This is a genomic window from Enterobacter sp. JMULE2 (assembly GCF_013337145.1).
GTDB classification, from domain to species: Bacteria; Pseudomonadota; Gammaproteobacteria; order Enterobacterales; family Enterobacteriaceae; genus Enterobacter; species Enterobacter mori.
Genome location: NZ_SGWD01000013.1, coordinates 236,894 through 251,795, shown reverse-complemented (window position 1 = coordinate 251,795; position 14,902 = coordinate 236,894). Strand labels below are relative to the sequence as shown.

The 14,902-nt window shown below is 53.4% G+C and carries 12 protein-coding genes and 1 pseudogene; 1 reads left to right on the top strand and 12 read right to left on the bottom strand.

Annotated elements, in window-relative coordinates:
- Positions 1–21: 21 nt before the first annotated feature.
- On the top strand, positions 22–687 hold the full coding sequence (gene yieH, locus EXW94_RS13405) for a 6-phosphogluconate phosphatase (RefSeq protein WP_174340300.1): 666 nt from the start codon (positions 22–24) through the stop codon (positions 685–687).
- Between the two features lie 85 nt (positions 688–772).
- Here the strand turns inward: yieH and phoU are convergent, their stop codons facing one another.
- The 12 genes and pseudogenes from phoU to EXW94_RS13345 form a co-directional block, all read right to left on the bottom strand.
- Positions 773–1,498: a phosphate signaling complex protein PhoU gene (gene phoU / locus EXW94_RS13400; protein WP_008500182.1), complete on the bottom strand. Its 726-nt coding sequence runs from the start codon at positions 1,496–1,498 to the stop codon at positions 773–775.
- Positions 1,499–1,524: 26 nt separating this feature from the next.
- Positions 1,525–2,298, bottom strand: a complete 774-nt coding sequence (pstB, locus tag EXW94_RS13395) for a phosphate ABC transporter ATP-binding protein PstB (protein ID WP_010426574.1) — start codon at positions 2,296–2,298, stop codon at positions 1,525–1,527.
- Positions 2,299–2,345: 47 nt separating this feature from the next.
- Complete coding sequence (pstA, locus tag EXW94_RS13390) at positions 2,346–3,236, bottom strand: phosphate ABC transporter permease PstA (RefSeq protein WP_010426576.1); 891 nt, start codon at positions 3,234–3,236, stop codon at positions 2,346–2,348.
- Positions 3,236–4,195 carry a phosphate ABC transporter permease PstC gene (gene pstC / locus EXW94_RS13385; protein WP_023309793.1) on the bottom strand — a complete coding sequence of 320 codons (960 nt, stop codon included), beginning with the start codon at positions 4,193–4,195 and terminating at the stop codon, positions 3,236–3,238. Before pstC ends, pstA begins: the two co-directional genes overlap by 1 nt.
- Before the next feature lie 127 nt (positions 4,196–4,322).
- Positions 4,323–5,363 (bottom strand): phosphate ABC transporter substrate-binding protein PstS, encoded by a 1,041-nt coding sequence (pstS, locus tag EXW94_RS13380; protein ID WP_010426579.1) that lies wholly within the window; start codon positions 5,361–5,363, stop codon positions 4,323–4,325.
- A gap of 246 nt (positions 5,364–5,609) precedes the next feature.
- Positions 5,610–6,608 carry a fimbrial protein gene (locus tag EXW94_RS13375; RefSeq protein ID WP_174340299.1) on the bottom strand — a complete coding sequence of 333 codons (999 nt, stop codon included), beginning with the start codon at positions 6,606–6,608 and terminating at the stop codon, positions 5,610–5,612.
- Between the two features lie 72 nt (positions 6,609–6,680).
- Positions 6,681–9,200, bottom strand: a complete 2,520-nt coding sequence (locus EXW94_RS13370) for a fimbria/pilus outer membrane usher protein (protein ID WP_174340298.1) — start codon at positions 9,198–9,200, stop codon at positions 6,681–6,683.
- Positions 9,201–9,224: 24 nt separating this feature from the next.
- A complete protein-coding gene (locus EXW94_RS13365) occupies positions 9,225–9,911 on the bottom strand; it encodes a fimbrial chaperone (RefSeq protein WP_108417227.1) in 687 nt (228 codons plus the stop codon).
- 84 nt (positions 9,912–9,995) lie between these two features.
- A pseudogene (locus EXW94_RS13360) lies at positions 9,996–10,569 on the bottom strand (chaperone-usher fimbrial major subunit).
- A gap of 330 nt (positions 10,570–10,899) precedes the next feature.
- On the bottom strand, positions 10,900–12,729 hold the full coding sequence (gene glmS, locus EXW94_RS13355; RefSeq protein WP_100167515.1) for a glutamine--fructose-6-phosphate transaminase (isomerizing): 1,830 nt from the start codon (positions 12,727–12,729) through the stop codon (positions 10,900–10,902).
- Positions 12,730–12,968: 239 nt separating this feature from the next.
- Positions 12,969–14,339, bottom strand: a complete 1,371-nt coding sequence (glmU, locus tag EXW94_RS13350) for a bifunctional UDP-N-acetylglucosamine diphosphorylase/glucosamine-1-phosphate N-acetyltransferase GlmU (protein ID WP_148400141.1) — start codon at positions 14,337–14,339, stop codon at positions 12,969–12,971.
- Positions 14,340–14,475: 136 nt separating this feature from the next.
- Positions 14,476–14,895 (bottom strand): F0F1 ATP synthase subunit epsilon, encoded by a 420-nt coding sequence (locus EXW94_RS13345; RefSeq protein WP_006177560.1) that lies wholly within the window; start codon positions 14,893–14,895, stop codon positions 14,476–14,478.
- Between the last annotated feature and the right edge of the window lie 7 nt (positions 14,896–14,902).

Sequence of the window (14,902 nt, the reverse complement as noted above, 5' to 3'; positions counted from 1 at the left end):
AACTTGTTAAAAGGGAAAGGCATGTCCGGAATTGAAGCGGTATTTTTCGACTGCGACGGAACGCTGGTCGACAGTGAGGTCATTTGTTCCCGCGCATATGTGACCATGTTCCAGGAATTTGGCATTACGCTCGATCTCGAAGAGGTGTTCAAACGCTTTAAGGGCGTGAAGCTGTACGAGATCATCGACATCATTAACCAGGAACACGGTGTGGATCTGGCGAAAGCCGATCTGGAACCGGTGTACCGCGCCGAGGTCGCACGCCTGTTCGACTCCGAGCTGGAAGTTATCGCCGGGGCTAACGCGTTGCTGGATGCGATGACGGTGCCAATCTGCGTGGTCTCTAACGGCCCGGTCAGCAAAATGCAGCACTCGCTGGGCAAGCTTGAGATGTTGCACCATTTCCCGGAAAAACTGTTCAGCGGCTACGATATCCAGCGGTGGAAGCCCGATCCGGCGCTGATGTTCCATGCAGCAAAAGCGATGAACGTCAACGTCGAGAACTGCATTCTGGTGGATGATTCGTCTGCGGGTGCACAGTCGGGAATTGATGCGGGCATGGAGGTGTTTTACTTCTGCGCCGATCCGCACAACAAGCCGATCGAGCATCCAAACGTGACAACCTTTACCGATCTGGCGCAGCTGCCGGAACTGTGGAAGGCGCGCGGGTGGGATATTACTCGCTGAAAAAACAAAGCCGGATGGCGCTAACGCTTATCCGGCCTACAAGGCTCGTAGGGCGGGTAAGCGATAGCGCCACCCGCCACAAACATCACTCTTTCGGATCTTTACCCGCCAGCAGCTTGTCCAGCTCATCGCCGCCCACGTGACGGAAGTCCTGACCTTTCACGAAGTAGAAGATGTATTCGCAAATGTTCTGGCAGCGGTCCCCGATACGCTCGATGGAGCGCGCGCAGAACAGGGCAGTCAGTACGCTTGGGATGGTACGTGAATCTTCCATCATGTAGGTCATCAGCTGACGCACGATGCCTTCATACTCCTGGTCGACTTTCTTGTCTTCACGGTAAATACGCACCGCTTCGTCCAGATCCATACGCGCAAAGGCATCCAGCACGTCGTGCAGCATCTGCACGGTGTGGCGGCCCAGCGACTCCAGGCTCACAAGCAGTGGCTGGTGCTGCTGAGAGAACTTCTCCAGCGCGGTACGGCAGATTTTATCCGCAACGTCACCAATACGCTCCAGCTCGGCGATGGTCTTGATGATCGCCATCACCAGACGCAGATCGCTCGCCGTCGGCTGGCGTTTCGCGATAATGCGCACGCAAGCTTCGTCGATAGCCACTTCCATCATGTTGACGTTTTTGTCGCCTTCAATGACGCGCTTCGCCAGCTCGCTGTCCTGGTTGTGCATCGCCGTAATTGCATCAGAAAGCTGCTGCTCGACCATGCCGCCCATGGTCATCACCTGGGTGCGAATGCTTTCCAGCTCTGCGTTGAACTGGCCGGAAATGTGTTTATTAAGATTGAGGTTGTCCATGGTTTCTCCACATGCACTAAGGCAAATCAACCGTAGCGGCCAGTAATATAATCTTCGGTTTGTTTCTTCGCGGGCCTGGTGAACAGCGCATCCGTATCGCTGAACTCAATCAACTCGCCCAGATACATAAACGCCGTATGATCGGAACAACGCGCAGCCTGTTGCATGTTGTGGGTCACGATAACCACGGTGTAATCCTGCTTCAGCTCGGTGATGAGCTCTTCAATACGGCCGGTTGAGATCGGGTCCAGCGCTGAACACGGCTCATCAAGCAGCAACACTTCCGGGCGAATGGCGATACCGCGCGCAATGCACAGACGCTGCTGCTGACCACCGGAGAGAGAGTAACCGCTCTGGTGCAATTTATCTTTGGTTTCGTTCCATAATGCGGCCTTGGTCAACGCCCACTGTACGCGCTCGTCCATATCGGCGCGGGAGAGCTTTTCAAACAGGCGCACGCCAAAGGCGATGTTGTCATAAATCGACATCGGGAACGGCGTGGGTTTCTGGAACACCATACCTACTTTGGCACGCAGCAGGGCGATATCCTGGGCCTGGGTCAGAATGTTTTCACCGTCCAGGATGATTTCACCTTCGGCGCGCTGCTCCGGATAGAGCGAATACATTTTGTTAAAGGTTCGCAGCAGCGTGGATTTTCCACAGCCGGAGGGACCGATAAATGCCGTGACCTGGTTCTTCGCGATATCCAGGTTGATGTTCTTCAGGGCATGGAATTTGCCGTAGTAGAAGTTCAAATCACGAACCTGAATCTTACCCGGGGCAGTATCAACCATACTCATTGACTCATTTCCTCATTCGGCGCCGCGAGCTGCCGCGCCGTAAAAATTTAACCGTGTTTCTTCTTCGCGAAAATGACGCGCGCCAGAATGTTCAGCAACAGTACGCAAAGGGTAATGATCAGCACCCCGGCCCAGGCCAGCTGCTGCCACTCCGCGAATGGGCTCATCGCAAATTTAAAGATCGTCACCGGCAGGTTGGCGATCGGCTGCATCATGTCCGTACTCCAGAACTGGTTGGAGAGGGATGTAAACAGCAGTGGCGCCGTTTCACCTGCAATACGCGCAATCGCCAGCAGGATACCGGTCATGATCCCGGAGATAGACGCTTTCAGCGTAATCGCGGAGATCATCTTCCATTTCGGCGTACCCAGCGCGTAAGCCGCTTCACGCAGGCTGTCCGGCACCAGTTTCAGCATGTTCTCGGTGGTACGAATGACGATAGGCACCTGCAGCAGCGCCAGCGCAATCACACCCGCCCAGCCGGAGAAGTGTTCCATCTGTGCCACCACGACGGTGTAGACGAACAGACCCACCACGATAGACGGCGCGGACAGCAAAATGTCGTTGATGAAGCGAATCACTTCCGCCAGCCAGGATTTACGCCCATATTCTGCCAGGTAGATGCCCGCCATAATGCCCAGCGGCGTACCGAAGACCGTCGCCCACAGGATCAGCAGGCCGCTACCCGCCAGGGCGTTCGCCAGACCACCACCCGCCGTGTTTGGCGGAGGCGTCATCTCGGTGAACAGCGCCAGCGACATACCGTCAATTCCACGAACGATCGTCGAGAACAGGATCCAGACCAGCCAGAACAGGCCGAATGCCATCGTCGCCATAGAGAGCGTTAACGCAATCCGGTTTTTTATGCGGCGTTTGGCCTGCATTTTGCGGCGGGATTCCGCCAGTTCAGCGGTAGCTTGCATTTCGAGAGTTGCCATTAGCGTGCTCCCTCATTTTTAGCGAGACGCATAATCATCAGCTTGGAAATCGCCAGAACAATGAAGGTGATAACAAACAGAATCAGCCCCAGCTCCATCAGTGCCGCAACGTGCAGGCCGGATTCCGCTTCCGCAAATTCGTTTGCCAGTGCAGAGGTAATACTGTTGCCCGGCATGTAGAGCGACGCGCTGTCGAGCTGGTAGGTGTTACCGATGATAAAGGTGACCGCCATGGTTTCACCCAGCGCACGACCTAAGCCCAGCATCACGCCCCCGATCACCCCATTTTTGGTGAACGGAAGAACAATGCGCCAGATAACTTCCCAGGTAGTGCAGCCGATACCGTAGGCTGACTCTTTCATCATCACCGGGGTCTGTTCGAAGACATCGCGCATAACCGCCGCAATGTAAGGAATAATCATGATGGCGAGGATCACACCCGCAGCCAGAATACCGATACCGAATGCCGGGCCTGAGAACAGGGCCCCCACAAACGGAATGGCGGAAAGCACGTTACCGACCGGCTCCTGGAAGTACGTTGCGAACAGCGGAGCAAAGATGAACAGACCCCACATGCCGTAAACGATACTTGGAATGGCCGCCAGCAGTTCGATAGCAATACCGAGCGGGCGTCGCAGCCAGCCTGGCGCCAGCTCCGTCAGGAACAGGGCAATACCAAAGCTCACCGGAACCGCAATCAGCAGGGCGATGAACGAGGTCACCAGCGTGCCGTAAATGGGCACCAGGGCTCCGTAGATATCGTTCGGCGCGTCCCACTCTTTGGTCCACAGGAAGGAGAAACCAAATTTCTGGATGCTCGGCCAGGAGGAGAAAATCAGAGACACGATAATGCCGCCCAGCAGCAATAGCACAATCAGCGCAGCCAGTTTGACCAGCGCGCTGAAAATCATGTCACCTTTTTTACCCGGAGGGTTAAATGCAGGCTTGGTTGCAGCCATAAATCACTCTTCTTTATGAGACGTCTTACGAATATGCCCGGTAGCGCTGGCGCTTACCGGGCCTACAGGATAAACCGTAGGGCGGGTAAGCGCAGCGCCACCCGCCATCTTCGTTAAATATATCCTGTTAGTACAGCGCTTTACCGCTGCTGTCTTTCACGTTGGTTTTCCATGCAGCACGAATCTGCTCAACCACGCTGTCTGGCAGGCTGGCGTAATCCAGGTCGTTAGCCTGTTTGCCGCCATTTTTGTATGCCCAGTCGAAGAACTTCAGCACTTCAGTACCCTGCTCGGGTTTCTTCTGATCTTTGTGAATCAGAATGAACGTCGTAGAGGTGATTGGCCACGCGTCGTCGCCTTTCTGGTTAGTCAGGTCCTGCGCGAAGGATTTGCTCCAGTCAGCGCCTTTTGCAGCGTTAGCAAAGTTCTCTTCGGTCGGGCTAACCGGTTTACCGTCAGCTGAAACCAGTTTGGTGTAAGCCAGGTTGTTCTGCTTGGCGTAAGCGTATTCTACGTAACCGATGGAGCCTGGCAGACGCTGTACGAACGCGGCAATACCGTCGTTACCTTTACCGCCCAGACCGGTAGGCCAGTTAACGGTAGAGCCGGAGCCGACTTTAGATTTCCACTCTTCGTTCACTTTCGCCAGATAGCTGGTGAAGACGAAGGAGGTACCGGAACCGTCAGCACGACGAACCACAGCGATATTCTGCGAAGGCAGCTTAACGCCCGGGTTCAGTTTGGTGATGGCTTCGTCATCCCATTTTTTGATTTTACCCAGGTAGATGTCACCCAGGGTTTTGCCGTCCAGCACCAGCTCGCCTGACTTCAGGCCAGGGATGTTAACGGCCAGCACAACGCCGCCGATCACTGTCGGGAACTGGAACAGGCCTTCCTGATTCAGTTTTTCATCAGACAGAGGGGCATCTGACGCACCGAAATCTACGGTATTAGCGGTAATTTGTTTTACGCCACCGGAGGAGCCGATACCCTGATAGTTAACCTTGTTACCGGTTTCTTTCTGGTAGGTATCTGCCCATTTGGCATACACCGGCGCAGGGAAGGTTGCACCAGCGCCAGTCAGGCTTGCTGCTGCGAATGCAGAGAAAGCGCTCATCGATAAGGTCGCGGCGACAACAGTTGCGACAGTGGTACGCATAACTTTCATAATGTCTCCTGCAAGGATTTCGTAAATCATTGTTTAAGTGGCTACGATGAGCAAAATAGGACAAACAGGTGACAGATAAATGTACGAATTATGACATTTTTATGACAGTGCAAATCATTACCATAACCCTTTGAATAATTTATTCTTTTATTCAATAGGCGGTAATATTTTTGTCACATTAGTTGCAGTAAGTGTGGTCTATCCGGCGAAATATGACAACGGCTGTCATCAACAGCCGTCATGAGTTCAGTTTGAAAATTCCAGGGTTATGGTGGCATCTGCGTTAAACGTGCCGGGCGTCGGTCTGGCTCCGGTAGCGCTGGCCGGGGCGGCAGAGAACGTAATAGTACCGTTACTTTTTCCGCCAATAATGCTTGTAGAACCCATCTCCGTTTTGAGCGCGCCGCCGTTCACCATCACCGGGTCGCCGTTTGTATCGTAGATTTTGATCCCCACGTTGTTGTTTGACGTAGAAACCATCATGTTGTCGGCGCTGGCTGCCGTAGCGTTAAAATCAGCGTTCACCTTTTGCGAGCGGTCCAGGCCGGAACAACTCACCGTAACGGTTTTCTCAATTTTTTTACTGGTTATCGATGTGCCGGGCGTGGCGGAAAATTCAGAGGCGGGGATCTGACCAAAATCGATATTAATCACCTGCCCGTCGTTAATTTCACACTGCTGGGACGCAATGATTGAGCCTTTGATCCTGACTTTTGCGATCGCCTCTCCCCTGGGCAAATCATTAGATATTCCGCCGTAGACGAGGGCGACATCGGTCAGAGGAATTGTGACCAATCCGGTGATCGATTTTCGAATATAAAACGAGAGCATCGAAGACGTTCCGGTATCAAGCGTAATATCGTTTGACGAGCCACAGGTGTGAGAGGCTGTACTGCGGTTCGAAACGTGCTCAAAAGGAATTGCAGTGTAACCCACGTTTTTGATGAAGATCTTTACGCCGACATCGAGATATTCATTAAGATTGTAATAAGAGACCTCACCAATCTTTTTATCAAATACGAGACCGCCAGTTGGATCCGCTGTGTAGTAGATTGCCGAAAATCCCTTATTAAGCCGGTGCTTTGAATCGCAGGAACAGTTGACCTGATAGCTGTCGCTGGCCGTCGCTTCGGCGATATCCACCATCGTTTTTCCCGGAACGTTATCTTTCGCGCTAATACTCGTTTGCGGAAAATTCAGGTTAAGCACATGTGTGCCTGAAATGGTCGTGCAGGTTCCTGCCATCTCAGCGAACGCCGTCGGGCTGGCAAGTATCAGCAGGCCAGCGATAAATAAGCTCTTCATCTAAAATCCTTTTTAGTTACATACGACGGTTTGTTGGACCAGCGACGCTCCGGTCTGGGGAGAAATATGGAACGGTGCCCGGCATTCCACGACGTTACCCGCCCCCCACCGCAGCGCAAAAGATCCCTCTTCCGGAACGCCAGACAGGTAAAGCTGCCCGTTTTCTCCCACGATGCCCGTCAGCAGCTCACCTTTACTTTCGCCGTTCGCGACGGCACCAAACGGTGCAGGCTTGCCGTTTGCCAGTATGACGTTGAATAGCACCCGATAACCCAGGTGGGTCAGAAACTCTGCTTTGACAATCGCACCGCGGGTCGGCACAAGATCGATCACGCTGTTTTCAAGCTCCACGTTGGCTCGGGAGAAATAGTCGTTGTCGATGGCCACCCGGTTTTCGTCATAAGGATTAAGCTGGGTTTTCACCGCATAACCGCGCCAGTCGGTGGCCACGCCAGAGGTGTTTTCAACGGCTAGCCCCGACGCACCGGGCGTTTTGATCAGCGCAACCGTCTCTCCAAGCTGCTGCGAGAACGTGACGCCTTCACCGTGCACAATAACGCCCCCGCGCGCGCCGAAATTAAGGTGTTCGGCATTTGCACTGTAGGCGTAGCTGCCGTCCAGCGTGCCGTAAGTGCCGTTATAGGTCATCGCAAGGTTGCTGGCATCCGCTGCGCTATCGCCTGTCCAGGATTGTTGCAGGTTATACGAGAGATTATCCCGCTCCAGCAGCGTTCCACTTAACCCCACCTGATGGGATGCCTGCGCGCTGTCGTTTTGCGTCATGGCATAGTTGAGGTAACTGTTTTTCACCCAGCCGGACAGCGGAACCGAAAGAGAAAACATAAAGATGTTTTCGCCCCCGTTGTTATCCTCATCTTCGCTGGCACTGTCGTGGTGCGTCGCGCTATCGGTGTAGCTCCACGACACGTTCCAGGAAACCATGCCGAGATTGTTGCTGTAGCCAGTCTGGATCAAGCGTTCTACCGCCTCCGTTTGCCAGTACTGTTGACGGCTCAGCGTCAGATAAACGTTCCCCCAGCCGCGTCCAAAAGACTGAGTCCATGTTCCCTCCAGACGGCTACGGCGGTTGCCCGTTTCCCAAAAATTACTTTCATCCCCCTGACGCGATGACCACTCGTTGAGGGTATAAAAACCCTGAGTAGAATAGCGGTAGCCCACCAGCCTGAAATTCGTGTCGGTGGCATCAATACGCTTGGAGTATAAGAAACGATAGGATTGCCCCTGGGATTCATCGCCGTCATCAAACCGGGCTTTCGCCTGCGTCACGTCCATAGAAAGCGCGCCAAACGCGCCCAGATCTTTACCCACACCCAGCGCCGCCGCGCGGTACTCGTCCGCCAATTGCACGCCGCCATAAAGCGTGATGCCGGCTGGCAGCCCGCGCATGATTTGCGCCTGCATAACGTTTGGGGTAAAGCGATTGTCTTCCCGCATTTCGCCAATGCTGACGTCGAAGTCGGTTTGACCTTCACGTTTCAGAATGGCCAGCGAAGCATAAGGCTGGATAAAATGTTGCTCGCTGCCGTCCTCTTCTTTGATGGTCATGTCCAAATCCCCACCCGAGCTGGTGGTATTGAGATCGGTAAGGGCAAACGCTCCTTGCGGTACGGCAGACTGATAGATGACGTAACCGTTTTGCTTAATCGTCACCATGGCGTTGCTTTTCGCTACGCCGCGCACCACAGGTGCGAAGCCGTTCATGCTGGCGGGCAGCATGTCATCATCGGTGTAAAGCCGCACCCCGCGCAGTCTGGCACCATCAAAAACATCGCTTGCCGACCAGGTATCGCCCACCATGAACTGGCTGCGCAGCCCGGGAATATCACGCTGTAGCCACGAGCTGACGGAGTGATATTCAGCATTGCCGCCTTCAGCGCTCAACGTACTGTAGTTACGTACCCGCCAGGCGCCGAGATTCAGACCATTTTGCAGGTTGAGGTAATAGCTATCCGCCGTGTCGTCGTAATCAGAGCGTACGGTATGGGAGCCTGAAAAGTCATAATTAACCGAAAGCGCATTGATCCCCTGGTCCCAGCGTTCGGGGCTGATATAGCCCATGGCATAGTTGTCCAGCCAAATCTGCGGTATCACAATATTGAGCGTCAGTTTGTCCGTATCGAACTGCCATACGGAACCTTCAACAAGCGGCCCCGGCGCGACGCAGGCATCGTCATCAATGTTTGTAAGCGCTTTGATGGCATCCGCTTTTACACCGAACGCTTTTAGCTGGCTGGACAGGTGGGTGAAGCAGGGCTGGATCTCCCCTTCCTGCTTATCCGCTATAAATGTGACCTCGCGGCGCTCACGTTTTTTCCCGTTAATAAGGATATCCACTTTGTACGTGCCGGGTGGTAGCGTGTTTGCACGATCGAACTGATGAATATCAATACCCGCCGGATGGTCAATCTCCAGCAAGGCGGGGTTAAAGAAGGCTTCTTTCGCCTGTAGCTGGCAAGCCAGCAGGAGCAGCGCCCCGGAGGCAAAGAGAACGTGAACAGGTGAACCGGCCATCTCGCATCATTCCTTGTTTTGCACTTAAAGGGAGAGATTCAGAGGCTCGCTAATCGCACCGTAATCATTGATAAAACGCCAACGAAGCGCTTTACCAGCTGCGCCTGCGGGTAAAGGCAGCGCTAGCTTCTCGAAGGGTTTAAGCATATTGAGCGGAATTTCTTTGCCGTCGACGAACACGTCCATCACGTTGATATGAATTGGAGCAGGATTTTCTATTTGCAGATGGTTTCCTACGCGCTGCCATTTCACCTTCATATACGCTTTTTCGGGCGTCATATTGAGCGCCACCGGGCGCCAGAACAGTTTGATTCGGGTTTTAATGGCAATTTCCATCGTGTTGCTATCCGCACTGCTCCCGGATGGCGGAATATTTTTGATATTCAGCCAGAAAACCGATTCCCGATCTTCGGGAAGCGCTCCCTTGGTTTTAATAATGCGCAGGATTTTTTCCTGCTGCGGCTCCAGACGTGAAACCGGTGGAATAGCCGTGAAGGGAGGTGGGGTAGTCTCTTTTTTATCAAATGGCTCAACCCAAACCTGGATCAGGTAGGGGACGTTTGTCTCTTTATTGAAGATAGAAAACGTTTCATCAGCGCGATCGCTATTAAAAATCACGCGGGTGCCGCCGATAATAACCCCAGCGTAGGATAGAGACATATTCAAAAGACAAATAACAACGAACAGCGACTTAATAAAGTTGCACAACATAATTTCATCCGTGAAATGAGCCTGCTAAAGGAAAATTCGCCAGTACTCTCGCTTTTAACGTCAGCAGGCCCGGGCGAAAATCGATTACTTCATGTATTCGATGGTGAACTGTGAATCAGCGTTAGCTGTGCCTGGCGTAACATCGGCAGAAGTCGCGATATAACGCGCGATAAATTTCAGCTCAGCATTTCCTGAATCAATGGTTGTATAAGAGGAATCTTTGTACAGCTTAACCTGTGAATTATCAGCGCGGTTATAGATACGAATTGCCACGCCCGTCGCCGCGGTCTCTGTTCCCTCACCGGTATAGTCGCCTGGAGTCGATGCAGTTATCGGGGTGCCAATGGCTAAATCGCCATTGCCGTCAGAGGCTTCGGTGCCGTCAAAACGCGCTGCCGCCTGAGTGTACGTGGCCGGACATTTTTCCAGCTTAATGCTAAATTCGGTTGGGGGCCGCAGTGGAGCCTACTATCGAGCCAAAAGCCGATCGGTTCACCTTACCCAGGGCGACGGTCTGGCCAATAGTATCCGTGGTGACTTCACAGGTGCTGTCGATAACCTCACCGGTAAAATGCACCACGCCATCAGACGCGAGCGCCTGGTTTGCCATAAACAGTGAGCACAGAACAAAAGAACCTGTAATCCAATTACGTTTCATTACCACTCCGTTAAATCATGATTAATTCATTCATAAAAAAATATCAGCGAAAGAATCTCCGCCTGAATGAGATTATATTTTATTAAGATTCACAAACAAAATCGGTGGCAGGTAAGAAAAAATTAAATGAAAAGATAAATAAAATAACTTGATAAAATAAATGCTGATTAATTAAAGAGTTGAAAGGGGTTAACATTCCTTATATTAGTCCAAGAGACATATTCAGAAACAGACACAAATAACAGTTAATACTTTTTAGGAATAAATTTAGGTCGTAATAAAAAAGCCTCACATTTTCATGCGAGGCTTTTTCCATTATGTGTCGAATGATTATTCTACGGTGACGGATTTCGCCAGGTTACGCGGCTGGTCAACGTCGGTGCCTTTGATCAGCGCCACGTGATAGGCCAGAAGCTGCAGCGGAACGGTGTAGAAGATCGGTGCAATCACCTCTTCAACGTGCGGCATCTCGATGATGTGCATGTTGTCACTGCTGGCGAAACCGGCATCTTTATCAGCGAAGACGTACAGGACACCGCCGCGGGCGCGCACTTCTTCGATGTTGGATTTCAGTTTTTCCAGCAGTTCGTTGTTAGGTGCCACAACGATGACCGGCATATCTGCATCGATCAGCGCCAGCGGGCCGTGTTTCAGCTCGCCTGCCGCATAGGCTTCAGCGTGGATGTAAGAGATCTCTTTCAGCTTCAGCGCGCCTTCCAGCGCAATCGGATACTGATCGCCACGACCCAGGAACAGGGCGTGATGTTTGTCAGAGAAGTCTTCAGCCAGCGCTTCAATGCGTTTGTCCTGAGACAGCATCTGCTCAATACGGCTCGGCAGCGCCTGTAGGCCGTGAACGATGTCGTGCTCAACGGAAGCATCTTCGCCTTTCAGACGCGCCAGTTTCGCCACCAGCATCAGCAGAACGGTCAGCTGAGTGGTAAAGGCTTTGGTGGAGGCCACGCCGATTTCGGTACCCGCTTTGGTCATCAGCGCCAGATCGGACTCACGCACCAGCGATGAGCCTGGGACGTTACAGATGGCCAGCGAACCCAGGTAACCGAGCTCTTTAGACAGACGCAGCGCTGCCAGCGTGTCTGCCGTTTCGCCGGACTGTGAAAGGGTGATCATCAGGCTGTTACGGCGCACCGCGGATTTGCGATAGCGGAATTCAGACGCGATTTCCACGTCGCACGGCACGCCCGCCAGGGATTCAAACCAGTAGCGAGAGACCATACCGGAGTTGTAGGAGGTGCCGCAGGCCACGATCTGAATATGCTCAACTTTACCGAGCAGTTCGTTGGCGTTTGCGCCCAGCTCGCTCAGGTCAACCTCACCGTGGCTAATGCGCCCGGTCAGGGTGTTTTTGATGGCGTTTGGCTGCTCGTAAATCTCTTTCTGCATGTAGTGACGGTACGCGCCTTTGTCGCCCGCGTCGTACTGCAGGTTAGATTCGATCTCCTGGCGTTTTACCTGCTCGCCTTTGGTATCGAATACGGTCACGCTGCGACGGGTCACTTCCGCGATATCCCCCTCTTCCAGGAAGATAAAGCGACGGGTAACCGGCAGGAGCGCCAGCTGGTCAGAAGCGATGAAGTTTTCACCCATGCCCAGACCGATAACCATCGGACTACCGGAACGCGCAGCCAGCAGCGTAGACGGGTCGCGGGAATCCATGATCACCGTACCGTAGGCACCGCGCAGCTGAGGAATGGCACGCAGTACCGCTTCACGCAGCGTGCCGCCCTGCTCCAGCTCCCAGTGCACCAGGTGAGCAATCACTTCGGTGTCAGTTTCAGAGACGAAGGTGTAGCCGCGCGCTTTCAGTTCTTCGCGCAGCGGTTCGTGGTTTTCGATAATGCCGTTGTGCACGACCACGATGTGTTCAGACACATGCGGGTGCGCGTTACCTTCAGACGGTTCGCCGTGCGTCGCCCAGCGGGTATGCGCAATACCGGTACCACCGTGCAGCGGGTGTTCTTCCGCGGCCTGGGCCAGCATCTGCACTTTACCGAGACGGCGCAGACGGGTCATATGACCTTCTGCATCAACAACAGCCAAACCGGCAGAGTCGTAGCCACGGTATTCCAGACGACGTAAACCTTCGAGAAGGATTTCAGCAATATCACGCTGCGCAACTGCGCCAACAATTCCACACATAGTTTTAGATTCCGAATTTAGGCATGATGCCTGCGTTGTCGCTGACCTGTATTTACCCTTTCCGGGCGCCCCGAGCCTTGTAGAGAGTGGGGTTATTTTTATGGGTACTGCTTGTGGGGGGAGGATTATATTATCCCCTCACCCCGGCCCTCTCCCCAAAGGGGCGAGGGAGAAAAACACCGCACCGAACGATCCCCTCTCCCCTGTGGGGAGAGGGTTAGGGTGAGGGGGTAAATTTGTTACTTCTTCTTCACCGGGCGTTTCCAGCCCTGCTTGTTGACCTGCGGAACGCGGCTTAACACCAGCTCGTTCGCGGCCACATCGCGCGTAACGGTCGTTCCGGCGGCAATGGTCACGCCGTTACCCACGGTAACAGGCGCCACCAGCTGCGTATCGGAGCCAACGAACACGTCATCACCGATGATGGTTTTAAACTTGTTGGCACCGTCATAGTTGCAGGTAATGGTTCCCGCGCCGATGTTCACGTTGTCGCCAATTTCCGCATCGCCCAGATAGGTCAGATGACCGGCTTTCGAGCCTTTACCCAGACGCGCTTTTTTCATTTCCACGAAGTTGCCAACATGTGAGCCTTCCAGCAGCTCAGCACCAGGGCGCAGGCGTGCAAACGGGCCGATAGTACAAGCCACATCCAGACGGGCATCTTCCACTACGCTATACGGGCTAATTTCGCAGTCGTCACCGATAACGCTGTTTTTAATCACGCAGCCGGTGCCAATTTTGACGCGGTTGCCCAGCGTGACGTTGCCTTCAACGATAACGTTAGTATCAATCTCAACGTCACGCCCGTGCGACAGGGTACCGCGCAGATCGAAACGTGCCGGATCGCGAAGCATCACACCCGCAAGAAGCAGCTTTTCGGCCTGCTCGGACTGATAAATACGCTCAAGACGGGAAAGCTGGAGACGGTTGTTCACGCCGTCCGTTTCGCTGATACGCGCCGGATGAACGGCAGCAATTTCACGCCCTTCGTGATACGCCATCGCAATGATATCGGTGATGTAGTATTCACCCTGCGCATTATTGTTGTTGAGCTGAGACAGCCAGCGTTTCATATCCGCGCCGTTGGCAATCAGGATACCGGTGTTAATTTCCGGGATCTGGCGCTGTTCTTCGCTGGCATCTTTGTGTTCTACGATGCCGGTCACCTTGCCGTTTTCGCGGGTGATGCGGCCATAGCCGCTCGGGTCGTCCAGTACGACGGTGAGAAGGCCAATACCGCCCTGGGGTTTAGCTTCACGCAGGCGGGTCAGGGTTTCAACGGAGATCAGCGGGACATCGCCGTACAGCATCAGAATGTCTTCGTCATCGGCAAAGAACGGGGCCGCCTGCTGCATCGCATGGCCAGTTCCCAGCTGTTCAGCCTGAAGCACCCAGTTGAGCTTGTCGTCACACAGCGTCTTTTTCAGTAAATCGCCACCGTGGCCGTAGACCAGGTTTACCTGACGAGCGCCCAATTCATTTGCTGCATCAATGACATGCTGCACCATTGGCTTTCCTGCCAACGTGTGAAGCACTTTAGGCAGATCGGAATACATGCGGGTACCTTTGCCAGCGGCAAGGATCACCACGCTCATCGCACTGTTTGACATACGCATCCTGACGGTAGTTTGAGTGAGAAGTAAAAACGTTTGATGCTTAAAATTCTACATCTTTTTCATCATGAATTAAGGCAAAAAAAAAGCCAGCCTGGTATCCAGACTGGCTTTTGAGCTTTTCAAGCCGGTGTTACATCGCTTTTTTGGTCAACTCGATAACGCGCAGTTTCGCGATCGCTTTGGCCAGCTCCGCAGACGCCTGAGCGTAATCCACGTCACCATGAGAGCTGCTAATGTGCTCTTCAGCCTTACGCTTCGATTCCAGGGCTCGCGCTTCGTCGAGATCCTGGCCACGAATAGCGGTATCGGCCAGAACGGTCACACTGCCAGGCTGCACTTCAAGAATGCCGCCGGACAGATAGATAAACTCTTCATGACCGAACTGTTTAACGATGCGGATCATACCAGGCTTAATGGCGGTGAGCAGCGGTGCGTGACCCGGGAAAATACCCAGTTCACCTTCACTACCCGTTACCTGGATTTTCTCGACCAGACCAGAGAACATTTGTTGCTCTGCGCTGACGACGTCCAGGTGGTAAGTCATTGCCATATCACCC

Excerpts from the sequence above, each read along its gene's own strand:
- yieH (WP_174340300.1), top strand. The coding sequence starts at position 22 with ATGTCCGGAATTGAAGCGGTATTTTTCGACTGCGACGGAACGCTGGTC.
- EXW94_RS13365 (WP_108417227.1), bottom strand. The coding sequence starts at position 9,911 with ATGTTGTGCAACTTTATTAAGTCGCTGTTCGTTGTTATTTGTCTTTTG.
- phoU (WP_008500182.1), bottom strand. The coding sequence starts at position 1,498 with ATGGACAACCTCAATCTTAATAAACACATTTCCGGCCAGTTCAACGCA.
- EXW94_RS13375 (WP_174340299.1), bottom strand. The coding sequence starts at position 6,608 with ATGGCAGGAACCTGCACGACCATTTCAGGCACACATGTGCTTAACCTG.
- EXW94_RS13370 (WP_174340298.1), bottom strand. The coding sequence starts at position 9,200 with ATGGCCGGTTCACCTGTTCACGTTCTCTTTGCCTCCGGGGCGCTGCTC.
- pstC (WP_023309793.1), bottom strand. The coding sequence starts at position 4,195 with ATGGCTGCAACCAAGCCTGCATTTAACCCTCCGGGTAAAAAAGGTGAC.
- glmS (WP_100167515.1), bottom strand. The coding sequence starts at position 12,729 with ATGTGTGGAATTGTTGGCGCAGTTGCGCAGCGTGATATTGCTGAAATC.
- pstA (WP_010426576.1), bottom strand. The coding sequence starts at position 3,236 with ATGGCAACTCTCGAAATGCAAGCTACCGCTGAACTGGCGGAATCCCGC.
- glmU (WP_148400141.1), bottom strand. The coding sequence starts at position 14,339 with ATGTCAAACAGTGCGATGAGCGTGGTGATCCTTGCCGCTGGCAAAGGT.
- EXW94_RS13345 (WP_006177560.1), bottom strand. The coding sequence starts at position 14,895 with ATGGCAATGACTTACCACCTGGACGTCGTCAGCGCAGAGCAACAAATG.
- pstS (WP_010426579.1), bottom strand. The coding sequence starts at position 5,363 with ATGAAAGTTATGCGTACCACTGTCGCAACTGTTGTCGCCGCGACCTTA.
- pstB (WP_010426574.1), bottom strand. The coding sequence starts at position 2,298 with ATGAGTATGGTTGATACTGCCCCGGGTAAGATTCAGGTTCGTGATTTG.